Annotated in this window: 13 protein-coding genes; 11 read left to right on the forward strand and 2 right to left on the reverse strand. The window is 43.4% G+C overall.

What is annotated here, in order from left to right:
• Positions 1 to 19: 19 nt before the first annotated feature.
• A complete protein-coding gene (locus FTU00_RS01540; RefSeq protein WP_180178939.1) occupies positions 20 to 3451 on the reverse strand; it encodes an Rne/Rng family ribonuclease in 3432 nt (1143 codons plus the stop codon).
• Between the two features lie 99 nt (positions 3452 to 3550).
• Here FTU00_RS01540 and FTU00_RS01545 point away from each other — a divergent pair, with 99 nt between their 5' ends.
• From FTU00_RS01545 to FTU00_RS01580, 8 genes are all read left to right on the forward strand, one after another.
• A complete protein-coding gene (locus tag FTU00_RS01545; protein ID WP_180178940.1) occupies positions 3551 to 3700 on the forward strand; it encodes a hypothetical protein in 150 nt (49 codons plus the stop codon).
• A 520-nt stretch (positions 3701 to 4220) separates the two neighbouring features.
• On the forward strand, positions 4221 to 5189 hold the full coding sequence (locus tag FTU00_RS01550) for an RluA family pseudouridine synthase (protein ID WP_180178941.1): 969 nt from the start codon (positions 4221 to 4223) through the stop codon (positions 5187 to 5189).
• 320 nt (positions 5190 to 5509) lie between these two features.
• Positions 5510 to 6178 (forward strand): HAD-IA family hydrolase, encoded by a 669-nt coding sequence (locus FTU00_RS01555; protein ID WP_180178942.1) that lies wholly within the window; start codon positions 5510 to 5512, stop codon positions 6176 to 6178.
• A gap of 408 nt (positions 6179 to 6586) precedes the next feature.
• On the forward strand, positions 6587 to 7384 hold the full coding sequence (locus tag FTU00_RS01560; protein WP_004781809.1) for a 2-keto-4-pentenoate hydratase: 798 nt from the start codon (positions 6587 to 6589) through the stop codon (positions 7382 to 7384).
• 22 nt (positions 7385 to 7406) lie between these two features.
• On the forward strand, positions 7407 to 8303 hold the full coding sequence (locus tag FTU00_RS01565; RefSeq protein WP_004781810.1) for an acetaldehyde dehydrogenase (acetylating): 897 nt from the start codon (positions 7407 to 7409) through the stop codon (positions 8301 to 8303).
• Positions 8304 to 8314: 11 nt separating this feature from the next.
• A complete protein-coding gene (gene dmpG / locus FTU00_RS01570) occupies positions 8315 to 9334 on the forward strand; it encodes a 4-hydroxy-2-oxovalerate aldolase (RefSeq protein ID WP_125279391.1) in 1020 nt (339 codons plus the stop codon).
• Positions 9335 to 9749: 415 nt separating this feature from the next.
• Positions 9750 to 11024 (forward strand): OprD family outer membrane porin, encoded by a 1275-nt coding sequence (locus FTU00_RS01575; protein WP_180178943.1) that lies wholly within the window; start codon positions 9750 to 9752, stop codon positions 11022 to 11024.
• Positions 11025 to 11307: 283 nt separating this feature from the next.
• Positions 11308 to 12168, forward strand: coding sequence for an alpha/beta fold hydrolase (locus FTU00_RS01580; protein WP_180178944.1), 861 nt, complete (start codon positions 11308 to 11310; stop codon positions 12166 to 12168).
• Positions 12169 to 12544: 376 nt separating this feature from the next.
• On the opposite strand, the gene hcaR is transcribed toward FTU00_RS01580, so the two are convergent.
• On the reverse strand, positions 12545 to 13453 hold the full coding sequence (hcaR, locus tag FTU00_RS01585; protein WP_180178945.1) for a DNA-binding transcriptional regulator HcaR: 909 nt from the start codon (positions 13451 to 13453) through the stop codon (positions 12545 to 12547).
• Between the two features lie 280 nt (positions 13454 to 13733).
• Here hcaR and hcaE point away from each other — a divergent pair, with 280 nt between their 5' ends.
• From hcaE to hcaC, 3 genes are read left to right on the forward strand one after another with little or no spacing between them, the layout of a single operon-like run.
• Positions 13734 to 15101, forward strand: a complete 1368-nt coding sequence (gene hcaE, locus FTU00_RS01590; RefSeq protein ID WP_004781815.1) for a 3-phenylpropionate/cinnamic acid dioxygenase subunit alpha — start codon at positions 13734 to 13736, stop codon at positions 15099 to 15101.
• Positions 15098 to 15616 carry a 3-phenylpropionate/cinnamic acid dioxygenase subunit beta gene (gene hcaF / locus FTU00_RS01595; RefSeq protein WP_004781816.1) on the forward strand — a complete coding sequence of 173 codons (519 nt, stop codon included), beginning with the start codon at positions 15098 to 15100 and terminating at the stop codon, positions 15614 to 15616. Before hcaE ends, hcaF begins: the two co-directional genes overlap by 4 nt.
• Positions 15616 to 15942, forward strand: a complete 327-nt coding sequence (gene hcaC, locus FTU00_RS01600; RefSeq protein ID WP_004781817.1) for a 3-phenylpropionate/cinnamic acid dioxygenase ferredoxin subunit — start codon at positions 15616 to 15618, stop codon at positions 15940 to 15942. The genes hcaF and hcaC overlap by 1 nt, the downstream gene beginning before the upstream one ends.
• Position 15943: the final 1 nt, after the last annotated feature.

The raw sequence follows: 15943 nt of genomic DNA on the forward strand, positions 1-15943 counted from the left end.
TTAACTGCAATTGGGCGAATTATGACTCAGTTGCAGTATTGGTTTTTTTCGGTGGACGGCCACGTGGGCGACGTGGGCGGGTAGCCGGTTTTTCAGCTTTTGCTACAGTTTCTTCAGCTTTATCGGCTTCCGGAGTTTCGGTAGGCGTAGCTTCGTTTTCTGCTGGAGTTACTTCAACTGTAGTCGTTTCAGTGACTTCTTCAGCGGGAGCTTGTTCAGCTTTCGCAGTTTCTACAGATGCTTCAGCAGCTGGCTCAGGAGTTTGAGTCGCTTCAGTTGTATCAGCACTTTCTACTGCAGCTACCGGAGCTTCAGCAGGTGCAGCTTCAACACTTTCAGCTTTCGCTTCTTCTGCTGGAGCCGTTGCTTCTGGAACAGGTTCAACCGCAGTAGATTCTGCTTCAGCTTGTGCTTGCTGTTTTGCCTGCTGTAACGCTTGCTCGGCAGCCAGTTTAGCAAGACGGCGACGCTCACGTGGATCATTCGCCACACGTTTCTCTGAAACCGGTGCAGGCGGAGTTAAATCCAGCACAGGTGCAGGTTCTGCTTCAGGTTGCGCTTTGCTGACTTCTACATCGCGAGTTACAGGTTTTTTCTCTGTGGCCGCGGTCGAAACCGTTGCTAAAGTCGCATTATATTCCTGCGTGAACTTTTGCAATGCACGGTTAAATGTTGGTAACAGACCGAACTGTTCAATCAGGACTGAACAGTCTTCACCATAAACATGGCGAATCAGGCTACCAATAGTGTATTGGCCAAGTGTTGGCACCTGTGATGGTGTCAATTGCTGAGTTTTCGCCTGTTGGCCTTGTGCAGCACGGCGGTCGCGACGACGTTGACGTGGGTCATTGCTGGCACGCTGTTTTGATGATGACTGAGCTTCCGGTGCTTTCTCTGCAGGAGCAGATGTAGTCACTTCAGCTAGGAACTCTTCCGCAGCGGGTGCTTCTACAGGAGCATCGGCAGGGGCAGTCACTTCAACAGCAGGTTTTGCGACTGGAGCAGTGTCATTCAATGCCACAATTTCGCTTTTCGCCTTGTCAATATTTACCACCATTGCTGTTGGCATCACTTCTTTACGAGGAGCATCGACCAGTTCCACACGCACTTGCTTTTCATTGACTGCTGGAGTTTCAACGACAGCAGGTGCTTGAGGTGCAGCTTGTTCATTCAGAACACTTGGATCGCGGTGGCGATTTGGACGTTCTGGACGTTGCTGGTTGCGACGGTCACGACGTGGCACGTTTTGCTGTTGCTCATTGCCGTGAGCATCGTTTTGCTGTGCAGACTCGTTGTGGTGCTGACGGCGAGAGTTGCGTTTGTTTTCACGCGCTTCCTGACGTTGTTCCTGACGAGAAACCTGAACCACTTCTTCATGCACCTGATGTTGTGGTGCATTATCAGACTGCACCTGTTCACGTGGTTCTTTGTGCTTGTTGCTACGTGCTTTCTTGTTATGACGCTGTTTCTCTTCACGTTCAGTTTTTTCAGACTGATCACGCTCTGGTTTATGAGCTACGGTCGAAGGCGCTAGATAAGCATTACCGGTAGTTACCGGTGCTGCAATAGTTGCTGGCTGTGCAGATACTGCTGGTGTTACAGGAGCAACCTGGCCGAACTGGCCACGACTCACTGCACCGCCATTCACCATCTGTTCAATGGCAGCAGCTGCATTATTCGCTGTGCGAGACTGATCAACAGTAGTTGCCTGTTTTTGTACGAACAGGTTTTCTAACCATGCACATGGGCTTGCTGCAGGTGCTGCAACTTGAGCAGGTGCCTGTTGTGCAACAGGTGCTTGCTGTACGTTTTGCTGATTCTGGTTATTGCGGCGTTTATTGTTTTTGCCGTTGTTTTGCTGCTGTGCAGGTGCCGGTGCAGCGGTATGCGTATGTTCTTCTTCTAAATGCCACTCAGAAGACTCATAACCCAGTTCTTTTTCGCTTGAACGGGTTGCTTCAGTACGCTCGTAACTTGTCGGTGCGAAACCTTCAGGATTATACGAAATTTCGTAATGAGGTGTTTCCAAGTGTGGATGTGGAAGTACAGTTACGCGTGTATTTGAAGTTTGTTCCAGATATACCAGACTATGACGTTTTTCATTCAGCATGAATGCTGCAATTTCTACTGGTACTTCAACCTGAACTTCACCATGACGTTCACGAAGGGCGATTTCTTCCACTTTACGCATGATTGAAAGTGAAAGAGAGCGCAGGTCACGGACCATACCCGTACCATGACAGCGTGGGCAGACATAACCAGTCGCTTCTTCTAACGATGGACGCAGACGTTGTCGGCTCATTTCCATCAGGCCGAAACGTGACAGTTGGCCGAACTGGATCCGTGCGCGGTCGCTTTGAGTCGCTTCACGCAGTTTTGCTTCTACCATACGCTGGTTACGGTCTTTGGTCATATCGATGAAATCGATGACAACTAAGCCGCCGATATCACGTAAACGTAACTGGCGTGCAATTTCTTCAGCAGCTTCAAGGTTGGTATTTAACGCTGTATCTTCAACGTCCTGACCACGAGTTGATTTTGCTGAGTTAATGTCGATTGAAACTAAAGCTTCAGTTTGGTCGATCACGATCGAACCGCCTGAAGGCAGTTTTACTTCACGTTCATAAGCCGTTTGAATCTGGCTTTCGATACCGAAATGCGCAAACAAAGGCTCATTCAATGTATAAGTTTTTAGTTTGTCTAACTGAAGCGGCATTACTGCTTTAACGAAGTTATAGGCTTCGTTATAGGCTTGCTCAGAGTCAATCAAGATTTCTGCTACATCATCACGCAGGTAATCACGGATCGCACGAGTTACCACACCTGCTTCCTGATGGACTAGCATAGGTGATGGGCCTGAATTAGCCGTACTTTGAATCTGTGCCCAAAGGTCTAGCAAATGTTGCAGATCAAGCTGTAATTCTTCTTGAGAACGGCCAATGCCTGCTGTACGAACAATGACGCTCATACCACGTGGCACATTTAAAGAGGCCAGCATTTCTTTCAGTTCTTCGCGTACTGAACCGGAAATCTGACGGCTGATACCGCCACCTTTCGGGTTGTTTGGCATCAGAACCAGATAACGACCAGCTAAAGAGATGAAAGTTGAAAGGGCAGCGCCTTTATTGCCGCGCTCTTCTTTTTCCACCTGAACCAGAAGTTCAGTTCCTTCAGTAATCAGTTCACGAATATTTGAAGTTTGGCGAGGATCGGCTTTGTAATAAGAGTTTGCGATTTCACGCATAGACAGGAAGCCTTGGCGACCTGCGCCGTATTCAACAAATACAGCTTCTAAAGAAGGTTCAACGCGAGTCACGTGACCTTTATAGATATTAGATTTTTTTTGTTCACGGGTACGATTCTCTAAATCGAAATCGTAAAGACGCTGACCAGTGACAAGTGCAACGCGAATTTCTTCGGCATGTGTTGCATTAATCAACATACGTTTCATGGGTGTAACACCTTATAGTGATACACAGCAAAAAATCGCTATTCACGTAGCGAACATCACACATCACGGATCAATGGCCCAGATCTCCAATGAGTTTCATTGTGGTCTGAGTCTTTTATTCCCAGCGTCTACTTGAATATAGATCAGCTTCGGTATTTTGATTCACGTATTGATGATGGCAATACGGCTTCAATCTTTAAACGATTAAAGTCACCTGAACGTTTCACTGGCGGACAAGCGGTGCATTAGATGTGAGTAACTTTCACTGTCACATTGCTCGAAGATCATCCCTTCTTTATAGAAAGTGTCTTGATACGGAATTGTCGTCGTATCTTTACAAACTGTGCAGATCCAATGCATCAAACGCTGTAGCCTGAAGTCGTCTTCAGGGTGCGACTAATCTGATGTGTATCAGTTTACGTTTAAAAACCAACTAGGTTGGCGACATATTTTTTCAGACAAACTGATTTATGTACCTGAGGTACAATTAAACGCAACAGTTTGCTTTGTTTGCCGATATAATAAGCCTTCGGCGTCGGCATAATTCTTTTGGGACCTTCCCGTATCATGTGAGTCTTTAATTGAATAATCAAGTTCAGAGAAATCTGAAATGCTTCAACTTTTACTCACAAACGATGGTTTCCGTGCGCTGACTATATCAAACCTTGCATCATCTGCCTATGGGCTAAGCTTATGTTTCTTGTGTAAAGCATAACCTAAGTGATCAGTTTTTAATCAATTTTAGTAATTTTTGGGTCATAGTAACTGTATGAATTCTACACAACAATGGCAAAGCGTCACTTGGTTTGAAGTGGATGAACATCAAGATGGACAGCGAATCGATAATTTCTTGTTCAGTCGTCTGAAAGGGGTGCCTAAAAGTCGGATTTATCGTCTGATTCGTGAAGGACAGGTTCGCGTCAATAAAAAACGCATTAAGGCCGAAACCAAACTGGCGATTGGCGACCAGATTCGTGTGGCACCTATTCGTTATGAACAAAAAGATGAATCAGAAGCGCCGATTTCGGACAAGGTGGCTCAAGGTCTTCTGTCACGTGTGGTATATGAAGATGAAGGCTTGATGGTTGTCAATAAACCATCGGGTATTGCTGTGCATGGCGGTAGCGGTGTGGCGTATGGCCTGATTGAAGGCCTACGTGCTGCAACAGGTAAAAAATACCTGGAATTGATTCACCGTATTGACCGTGACACATCGGGTCTGGTGATGATCTCGAAAAAGCGCAGTACCTTAAAAACGCTACAAGATTTATTACGTGAACATAAGATTAAAAAAACTTATGCCGCTGTCGTGAAAGGGCAGGTAACGCTAGATAAGCAACTCATTGATGCACCTTTGCATCGTTATGAACTTTCTAATGGTGAGCGCCGTGTCCGTGTCTCTAAAGAAGGCAAAGAGTCTAAAACCCAGTGGAATGTGGCAGAGCGTTTTATGCATGCGACACTGGTGTATGCTTCTCCATTGTCTGGTCGTACCCATCAGATTCGTGTACATGGTCTCAGCATTGGTCATCCGTTAGTGGGTGATGAGAAATATGGTCACGAGACTGAATATCGTGGACCAAAACCACGTCGTTTATGTCTGCATGCGATGCGCTTAGAAATTCCGGGTTATCCGATGATTGAAGCGCCTTTGCCTGAAGATATGCAGAGTCTTGTAGCTCAGCTTCGTGCGCAAAAGGCGGATAAGGTGGTAATACCTACGGAAGATGACGAGTAATTTTTAGCTTTTTAATGAGTCTTATCTTGCTTTACTTGAGTGGGAGAAATTTCCCTCTTTATTAGAGATGATTCAAGACAATTTCTAAATCAATGAAGGGCGACATGGATGTCGCTGTTACTCTGTGGTACAGGGACGTGCCATCAGAGTAACAAAGGATTTTTGCTACTTTTCATCCTTGAAAAGTAGATAATACCTATACGAAAACAGCTGCTCACTGATGTTAATTGTGGTGGGGAATTAATTTAACTCACCTCTCCCAAGCCCTCTCCTAGAAGGAGAGGGCTTAAAGACACTGAATCAAATACTAGGAACTTTATATGAATTCACCTGTAAAACTGGTCATTTTTGATTGGGATGGCACTTTATTTGATTCAGTGGGTCAGATCGTGTCGAGCCTGCAGTTTGCCGCGCAGCAATTTCAGCAACCGTTAACTGATGCAGATGCGAAGGGCATTATCGGGCTGGGTTTGCCAGAAGTCGCACAGCGACTATTCCCAACTGTACCAGAATTACATGCGGATATTTTGCAGGCCTATTCAGAACACTATGTGGCGAATTCTGTTGAAGATGCCTGGTTTGAGGGCGTAGCTGAGATGCTGTATAGCTTAAAAGATGAAGGGATTAAGCTAGCGGTGGCAACAGGTAAAAGCCGTAAAGGTTTAGACCGGGTACTAAAACAAACGAATAGTCTGGAACTATTCCATGCCACTCGTGCTGCTAGTGAAACCCGTTCTAAACCAGATCCTTTAATGCTGGCTGAAATTCTGACTGAAACTGGTATTAGTGCGCATGAAGCGATTATGGTCGGTGACACTTCTTATGATCTGGAAATGGCGATGAACATTGCCATGCCAAGTGTAGGTGTGACTTATGGCGTACATACACCGGAAACTTTGGCACAGTTTAATCCACTGTCGATTGTGAAGGATGTCAGCAGTTTGCATGACTTTTTATTGGCTAAAGTCCAATGGAAAGAAGCGATTTAATTCAGTATCTTAGTCATTCTTCAAGATCCGGCATTTTCTGAAATAGAAGATGCGGATCAATGCGGTAGATTTGAACAACTGGTCTTATCTTTTAGTCTAAAGTTGTGATTACAGTGGTTTTGTTCTGTCATGATTGTTGAGTTATTTAGTTGGATATAACTTAATTCATAATTATAAGATTATGTTTTTAATTGATTTTTATAAATTTAATTTATAGATAATAGCTATTGCAAAAAATAAAATAACTATTGGCATTCACGTCGTATTTTTCCCATCCTAAAACTGTTTATTCATATGCCCGTACTAGGCGCAATTGTTTATTGGAATGATCGAAATGATCAGGTCAGAACATTTTGCTTGTCTTAGTTCTCGGCATAAGCCTCATTTTTGCAGTTTAAGGAAACATTGATGTCGAATTCTGCTGTTGTTGAATCAGTTGCACAAGCATTACGTACTGCTGAACTCTCAAAAACTGCGATCGCACCGATTCGCCCGGAACTTGGTGGTGAAAGTGCTGACGTAGATATTGCCTATGCCGTTCAGGAAGTAAATACCGAGCGTGCTCTGGCGGAAGGTCGCCGTCTGGTAGGTCGTAAAATTGGTTTGACATCGAAAGTGGTTCAAGCACAGCTTGGCGTAGATCAGCCTGACTTCGGTATGTTGTTTGCCGACATGGCCTATGGCGATGGTGAAGCAATCCCTGCAGGTTTGCTGATTCAACCGAAAGTTGAAGCTGAAATCGCATTGGTCATCAAAGAAGATCTGACTAAAGCAAAACATACGTATGCAGACATCATCAGTGCAACTGACTATGCACTTCCTGCTGTAGAAGTGGTCGATAGCCGTATCGAAAACTGGAAAATCAGCCTGATTGATACCGTAGCTGATAACGCATCTTCTGCTGCATTCGTTCTGGGCTCTAAGCCTGTCAAACTGGAAAACCTTGATCTTGTGAACTGCAAGATGGTCATGACACGTGGCGACGAAGTGGTTTCTCAAGGCGTGGGTAAAGCATGTCTGGCAAACCCGTTAAATGCTGCTGTGTGGCTGGCAGATGAAATGGTACGCCGTGGTCGTCCATTGCTAAAAGGCGACATTATTTTGACTGGTGCTTTGGGTCCAATGGTTGTAGCTCAGCCTGGCGACGAATTCAAAGTTGAAATTGAAGGCTTTGGTTCAGTAACAGCTGCTTTTGCTGCTGAATAAGGGAATACAAGAGAGTACATTCATGAAAAAGATTAAATGTGCATTGATCGGTCCAGGTAATATTGGTACTGATTTGCTTTATAAACTGCAACGCAGCGAATGGTTAGAACCAGTATGGATGGTGGGGATTGACCCAACTTCTGAAGGTCTAGCACGTGCAGCAAAAATGGGTTTAAAAACCACTGCTGAAGGCGTAGACGGTTTGCTGCCTCACGTAGTTGAAGATGACATCAAAATCGCCTTCGATGCAACTTCTGCTTATGTACATGCTGAAAACAGCCGTAAGCTGAACGAGCTTGGCGTGTTAATGATTGACTTAACACCAGCTGCAATTGGTCCTTACTGCGTACCACCTGTCAACCTTGAAGCATTGCTTGAACAAGGTGAAGTGCCAAACGTCAATATGGTAACTTGTGGCGGTCAGGCAACGATTCCTATGGTTGCAGCGATTTCTCGCGTTCAGCCTGTGAACTATGGCGAAATCATTGCGACTGTATCTACTAAATCAGTTGGTCCTGGTACACGTAAAAACATCGACGAATTCACGCGTACTACTGCTGGTGCAATTGAGAAAGTCGGTGGTGCGAAACAAGGTAAAGCGATCATCATCATTAACCCGGCTGAGCCACCACTGATGATGCGTGATACTGTTCACTGTCTAGTAGAAGGTGAGCCAGATCAGGCAGCGATCACTGAATCTGTACATGCGATGATCCTCGAGGTTCAAAAATACGTACCAGGTTACAAACTGGTCAATGGTCCAGTATTTGATGGCAACCGCGTATCGATCTTCCTTGAAGTTGAAGGTCTGGGTGACTTCTTGCCTAAATATGCAGGTAACCTCGACATTATGACTGCAGCAGCTGCACGTACCGCAGAGATGTTTGCAGAACGTGTTTTAAATGCAGTTGAAGCTTAAGGAGCACCTTCATGTCTAAGATTATTATTAATGATATGACTTTACGTGATGGTATGCATCCAATGCGCCATCAAACTACACCTGAGCAAATGGTTGCGATTGCAACTGCGCTGGATGATGCAGGTGTACCTTTAATCGAAGTAACACACGGTGACGGCCTTGGCGGTAACTCTGTGAACTACGGTTTCGCAGCTGCAACTGATGAAGAATACCTGAAAGCGGTGATTCCAAACCTGAAACAAGCGAAAGTATCTGCACTTTTACTTCCTGGTATCGGTACGGTTGATCACCTGAAAATGGCACATGATGTAGGTGTAGCAACTATTCGTGTAGCGACTCACTCTACTGAAGCAGACGTTTCTGAACAGCATATTACTGCTGCGCGTAAACTGGGTATGGACACTGTGGGCTTCCTGATGATGGCTCACATGGCAACACCTGAAAAATTACTTGAAGAAGCACAAAAAATGGTGTCATACGGTGCTAACTGTATCTATGTTACTGACTCTGCTGGTTATATGCTTCCGCAAGACGTGACTGACCGTGTAGGTATCTTACGTGCTAACTTGGGTTCAGATATCGAAATCGGTTTCCATGGTCACCACAACTTAGGTATGGGCGTAGCTAACTCTGTTTCTGCTGTACAAGCGGGTGCAACACGTGTTGACTTGGCATCTGCCGGTCTGGGTGCTGGTGCAGGTAATACGCCACTTGAACTGTTTGTTGCGGTTGCCAATCGTATGCAAATGGAAACTGGTGTTGACCTGTTTAAAGTACAAGACGTTGCAGAAGATCTGATCATTCCAATGATGACTCATCAGATCCGTGCGGACCGTGATGCTGCAACTTTAGGTTATGCGGGTGTTTACTCTTCATTCCTGCTGTTCGCTAAACGTGCTGAAGCAAAATATGGCGTATCTGCTCGTGAAATTCTGCTTGAGCTTGGTCGTCGTGGCACCGTTGGTGGTCAGGAAGATATGATTGAAGATTTGGCATTGACTATGTCTAAAGCGAAAGAGCTTCAAGCTTAATAGTTAAAAGCTAAATTTTAAAAAAAGCGTCCGAAAGGGCGCTTTTTTATTTATTTGAATAAAATGAATAAGATATTAAAACGATAGAATAAGATATTTTAATTATTACTATTTATTTTAAGAAAATAATCACGCACATTTCCTTAAACATAAAAACGATAAATAAAAAGTTATTTTTAAATTATAAAAAAATAATGGCTGTTTATATAAGAGAAAACATGGATTTATATTGATTATCTGGTTAATTTTTTATTTTAGTTAATTGTTTATAAATATAAGTCTTTTTCAAATTTCAGCATACTTATTCTATCTATAGAGATTAATAGAAAAATTTTAATACTGTAGTCGGATTTTTAAAAAAACTAGAGTTGAGCATGATAGCGGCATAGCTTAATTTGATTACTAGGAATAAGCCATGCGTCGTCAAAACTTATGGATAGCAATGCTTGCTGCAACAGCAAGTTTAGGAACAACTGCAGCGAATGCAGATTTTATTGACGATAGTAATGTCCAGCTTAAATTTAAAAACTTTTATCTAGATCGTCAGTATCAAGATGATTTTTCTTCACGTAATTGGGGTTCTTGGTCACAAGGTGTGACTTTGGATGCGAAGTCAGGCTATCACGATATTGGTGGTGGGGTGCAGGTTGGTGCAGATGTTCTGGTTCAACATGCAGTTAAACTCAAAGGCCGTGATCAAAATCCGGATTGGGTGTTGCCTCACGATGGCAAAGAATCTAAAGATCATTTTGGTAAAGTTGGCGCAACCTTAAAAGCTAGAGTTTCTGAGACTGAGCTGAAAGTGGGTGAGTTATTGCCTGTATCTCCAGTGCTGGTATTTGATCCATCCCGTCAGCTCATCACTACTTATAGCGGTGCATGGTTAGAATCTAAAGAGATTAAAGATACCAAACTGACTTTGGCTTATATTGATAAAATTAATAATCGTTACGACAATCAGTTCCGTGATTTAGCTTTATTTTCTCCAGGTAGAACTTTACCTGATGGTACACAAGGTCATTATGACTTAGGTCCTGAATCTGATGGTATGTGGATTGCCGGTGTAGATCACCAGTTCACGCCTGAAATTGGTGGTAGCTACTGGTATGCAGATGTTCAAGACATCTACCAACAGCATTACTTGGGTGTGAATTACAAAACTGCGCTAGGCGAAAAAACCAAATTAGATAGCCATGTGCGTTATTTTGATAACTCAGATTCAGGTGACAAACTGTATGGTGATATTGATAATCAGGCATTGTCAGTAGGGGCAAAAGTTAATCATGGTGCGCATACCGTAGGTCTGGGTTATCAGCAAATGTTTGGTGATACTGCATTTCCAACACTTGGCGGCTGGGTGCCGCAGCCTTATCTGGTGAACTGGGGCGTTGCAACCTTTACTGCACCAGAAGAAAAGTCATGGAATATTTCTTATGGCTATGACTTCTCTGAAATGGGTGCCAAAGGCTTAAATGCGACTGCAGTTTATTTCAAAGGTTATGATGCTCAATCAGGTGATCAAAACTTTAATACTGATGAGTTAAATCTGATTGCGAATTACACTGTTCCAGAGGGTAAGTTAAAAGGATTAGGCATTCAAGCGATGTATATCGATGTGAATTTTGCTAATCCTACTAAACCAGATCTTCAAGAATACCGCGTAGCGACAACTTATACTCATAAATTCTAAGTTAAGCGCATTTTAAGGGCAGTCAGTATTCTGACTGCTTTTTTTTGAGTTAAGAACTTAATCAAAGCCTTAAATTAAACAGGGTTTTAAATTTAAAATAATTAATTAAAACAAATACTTAAATAATATATTTTTTGTAGTATGCAATCGTAATTTTATATCAGTTGAAGACAGTAGAGCGGTTAATATAAGACGGTAAAAAGATCATTTTTAATGAGTCAACTTGACGTCGAATTCTCGTCATCGAGGAACACGCAAGCAAGAAACTGTAAGAGGAATCATGATGAGCACTGTTCAAATCCCTGATTATAAAACAGATCCTTTCTTCGGCTTAGAAGACAAATGGATTGAAACTGCAGAAGGTGAGTTGACTCACTACCATGAAATTGGTGAAGGTACGCCTATTCTGTTCCTGCATGGTTCAGGTACGGGTGTATCTGCTGCTGCAAACTGGTGGTTAAACCTACCTTCAATTGGTGAACAAGCACGTTGTATCGCAATCGATACCATTGGTTATGGTCAAACTGTGGTTGCACCAGGTACTGCTTATGGTATCCGTGCATGGGTGGATCATGCTGTACGTACTCTAGATGCATTAGGTATCGAAAAAACCTGGTTAGTGGGTAACTCTCTGGGTGGCTGGTTGGCATTCCAGATGGCACTTGATTATCCTGAACGTGTTCTAGGTATCGTGTCTATGGGTACTGGCGGTGCAAAACAGACTGCTGCGCTGAAAGCACACGCAAACCCAGTATTAACTGAAGAAGGTATCAAGAAAACCCTGTCTATGTTCGTCGTGAACAAAGACCTGATCACTGATGAACTGGTAAAAGTACGTTTTGACTCTGCGAAAAATGACTATGCATCTGACCGTTTAATGGATGTGGTTGGCGCACGTGACCGTGACCGTTTCGAATTCCCATTAGACTTCGAAAAAATGAAAGACATTACTGTACCAGTACTATTGATTCACGGTACTCAGGACGTGGTGATTCCAGTGTCTCGTACCTGGGATATCCTGAACATCGTGCCAAATGCTGATGCACACATCTTCAGTCAATGTGGTCACTGGTCTCAAGTTGAAAAATCAGATGAGTTCAACACTGTGATCAAAAACTACCTGGCTGTACACGGTGTAAAATAAGTCGTAAACAGTTTAGAAAAAGGATGGCTTCGGTCATCCTTTTTTCTTTCTAAAATATTTGATTTACTGCTGCCAAATGAGTGTCATTTCATTCAGTGAATTTTTTGAATGTTTTTAATGCCTTTTAGCTATTAATCAGAATTTCAAAAATTAAAATGGGCCTTAGACTTCTTATTAGACTTAAGTTGTAAAAGAAGCCTAATTTGAGCAAAAATTAAACCTAATAAGCCATGGTCGGAGATGTTGGAAGCCATGCTAGACGTGGTCTGTCATAGGAAAAATGAATATAAAATGAAATTTTGATCAGAAAAAATAAAAACAAAAAAGCACACGTATTCTTAGAGGAAATTACGTGTGCTGCTATAAAAATAGAAAATTAATGTGGTTCGTCGCGGTTAATGTCTAGGTAGAATACGCGAGTCAGGAGTTCCAGGAACTTCTTCACTGCGACTGAATTAGTATCCTTGCGATAGCTAACATACAGATCTAAAAAGGGAAGTTCTACATCCAGCGGGCGGATCACGGTATTGTTCATGGTCAATGGCGCGATATAGCCTGGCAGAATGGCACAGCCCAAACCCATTCCAATCGAGTTGATATTGAACAGGATATTATCCGCCTTTTGCACAATATTAAGCTCAATGCCATTGGTCTTGGCAAATTCCATAATCGTATTGTGCAGGGTGAGTGACTGTTCTGCAGATGGAATAATAAAATCTATACCATTCAATAATTTAGCTGGAATACGGTCGTATTTCGCTAAAGGATGATCCTTCGGCAAAATGAAGATCAATGGCTCACGAATCACAAACTGGCTTTCAATTTCATCACTATGGAAATTGTGACGGGTAAAGGTCAGATCCAGTTCGCCTTTCTTCAATAATCGCATTTGCTCATTATTGTTCAGACTGAGCAATTCAATTTTTAAATCAGGGTTTTGCACGCGCAGATTCGGCAAGATATACGGGAAGATTTTCATCTCTGCGACAGGGACGAAACCGATGCGTAGCATCTGCTGCTTGGCCTGTGAGACCTGACGGGCCATGGCAATCGCCTTATCAGCTTGTGCCAGCGTCAGGCGGGCCTGTTCTAGGAATACAGCACCTTCTTCGGTCAGTTCGACTTTACGCTTGGTACGGTGTAGCAGTTTGACACCGACATCTTCTTCCAAATCTTTGATTTGCTGACTAAGTGATGGCTGAGCCGTGTAAAGTTTGAGTGCTGCCTTACTGAAGTTGAGTTCTTCAGCCACAGTAATGAAGTAGCGGAGGTGTCGTAATTCCATATCATCAGCCCGTCGAGTAATCCAAAAAATGTCTTACTATAATTTCAGAAGAGTATAATCTATAAACAACTATGTCGTGAAGATTATTTTGTCATTTAGAAAGTAAATGCTTTGGAGGGATTGATTAGTGTTTTAATATAAAAATACACGCCTAGAATAATTGCTTAAAACTATTAATTGAAACAAAAAAAATATTTCCCCAAAACCGCCCTAAAATCCATCATCGTTGAAAAGTTGAGTCTATTACTTTGTGCCATAACTGGTCACAGGAGAGCTTTTCATGAGTGGAAAAATTGATGTGCGCGAAATCGACGCTTTAGTCGATGCACAAAATGGACGTATCACGCCATCTATCTATACAGATCCTGACATTTACGAATTAGAACTTGAACGTGTCTTCGGTCGTACATGGTTATTCCTTTGCCATGAAAGCCAAATTCCTAAGGCTGGCGATTTCTTCAATACCTACATGGGTGAAGATCCAATCATCGTGGCACGCCAAAAAGATGGCTCAATCAAAGCATTCTTAAACCAATGCCGTCACCGTTCTATGCGCGTAAGCTTCGCAGATTGTGGTAACACACGTGCGTTCACTTGCCCATACCACGGCTGGTCATACGGTATTGACGGTTCTCTAAAAGACATCCCGCTTGAAGATCGTGCTTACCCACATGGTGCATGTAAAGAGCAATGGGGTCTGGTAGAAGTTAACCGTGTTAAATCATACAAAGGCCTGATCTTCGGTTGCTGGGATGAAACGACTCCAGATCTAGAAGAATACATGGGCGATATCGCTTGGTACCTGGACGGCGTTGTAGATCGTCGTGAAGGCGGTACTGTGATTGTGGGTGGTGTACACAAATGGGAAATCGAGTGTAACTGGAAATTTGCAGCTGAACAGTTCGCATCTGACCAATATCACGCGTTGTTCTCTCACGCATCTGCAATTCAGGTGCTTGGTGCGAAACCAGACGACGAATCTTCTAAGAAATTAGGTGCTGCACAAACTGCTCGTCCAGTTTGGGAAACTGCGAAAGACGCGATCCAATACGGTTCACGTGGTCACGGTTCAGGCTTCTTCTTCACAGAGAAACCAGATGCAAACGTATGGGTTGATGGTGAAGTTGCAAACTACTTCCGCGAAACTTACGAAGAAGTGAAAGAACGCCTAGGTGAAACTCGTGCGCTTCGTTTAGCGGGTCATAACACCATGTTCCCTACATTGTCTTGGTTGAACGGTACTGCGACTCTTCGTGTATGGCACCCACGTGGTCCAAACAAAACTGAAGTTTGGGCATTCTGTATCTGTGATGCGGACGCACCAGAAGATGTACAAGCAGCATTTGAACGTTCTGCAACTCGTGCCTTCGGTCCTGCAGGCTTCCTGGAGCAAGATGACTCTGAAAACTGGATCGAAATCCAAAAAGTTTTACGTGGTTACAAAGCGCGTCAAAACAAACTCATTATGGAAATGGGTAAAGGTAACGAGAAAGTACGTGAAGATGGTATCCCGGGTATCACTAACTATATTTTCTCTGAAACTGCAGCACGTGGTATGTACCGCCGTTGGGCAGATTTATTGATTCATGAAAAATGGGAAGACGTTGAAGCTGCGGCTGACGAATATGAGAAGGAGCTTATGAAATGAGTCAAATCAGTTTAGAACTTCATCACCAAATTAGTCAGTTCCTGTATCAAGAAGCCAAGCTTCTTGATGACTGGAAATTCCGCGAGTGGTTAGACACGCTAGCTGAAGATATTTCTTACACGCTACGTACTACACCAAACGCTCAAACGCGTGACCGTCGTCGTTCAGTTGAACCACCTACTACCTGGGTATTCAACGATACGAAAGATCTTCTGGAACGTCGTGTTGCACGTCTGGAAACTGGTATGGCTTGGGCTGAAGAGCCTCCATCACGTACCACTCACATGGTGAGCAACGTGATTGTTGAGCCAACTGAAGTTGAAGGCGAATACGATGTATACGTGACATACCTACTGTACCGTACCCAGAAAGAGAAAGACGTTACGATTTACTGTGGTAAACGTCATGACAAGATCCGCAAAGTTGAAGGCGGCCTGGGCTTCCAGATCTTCAACCGTAAGATCACGCTTGACCAAGTTACCTATAACTCACATAACCTGAGTGTGTTCTTCTAATGAATAAGATTTTTGTTTGCCAAGTTGACGAATTAGACGAAGGCGAAGCGTTAAAAGTGGATTGCGGCGTAAACGGTATCGAAGCGCTTGCAGTATTCAACAACGGTGGCGAATTCTTCGCAATGAACGACCGCTGTTCACACGGTAATGCTTCTATGTCTGAAGGCTACCTTGAAGACGACGGTACAGTGGAATGTCCACTTCATGCAGCTCGTTTCTGTTTGAAAACAGGTCAGGCACTTTGCTTACCAGCAACTGACCCAATTCAAACATTCCCAGTTGTACTTGAAGATGGTGCGTTATACGTAGAGATGGCAGGAGAGTAAT

Origin of the sequence: Acinetobacter sp. YH12041 (assembly GCF_013419975.1) — a bacterium.
GTDB lineage: Bacteria > Pseudomonadota > Gammaproteobacteria > Pseudomonadales > Moraxellaceae > Acinetobacter.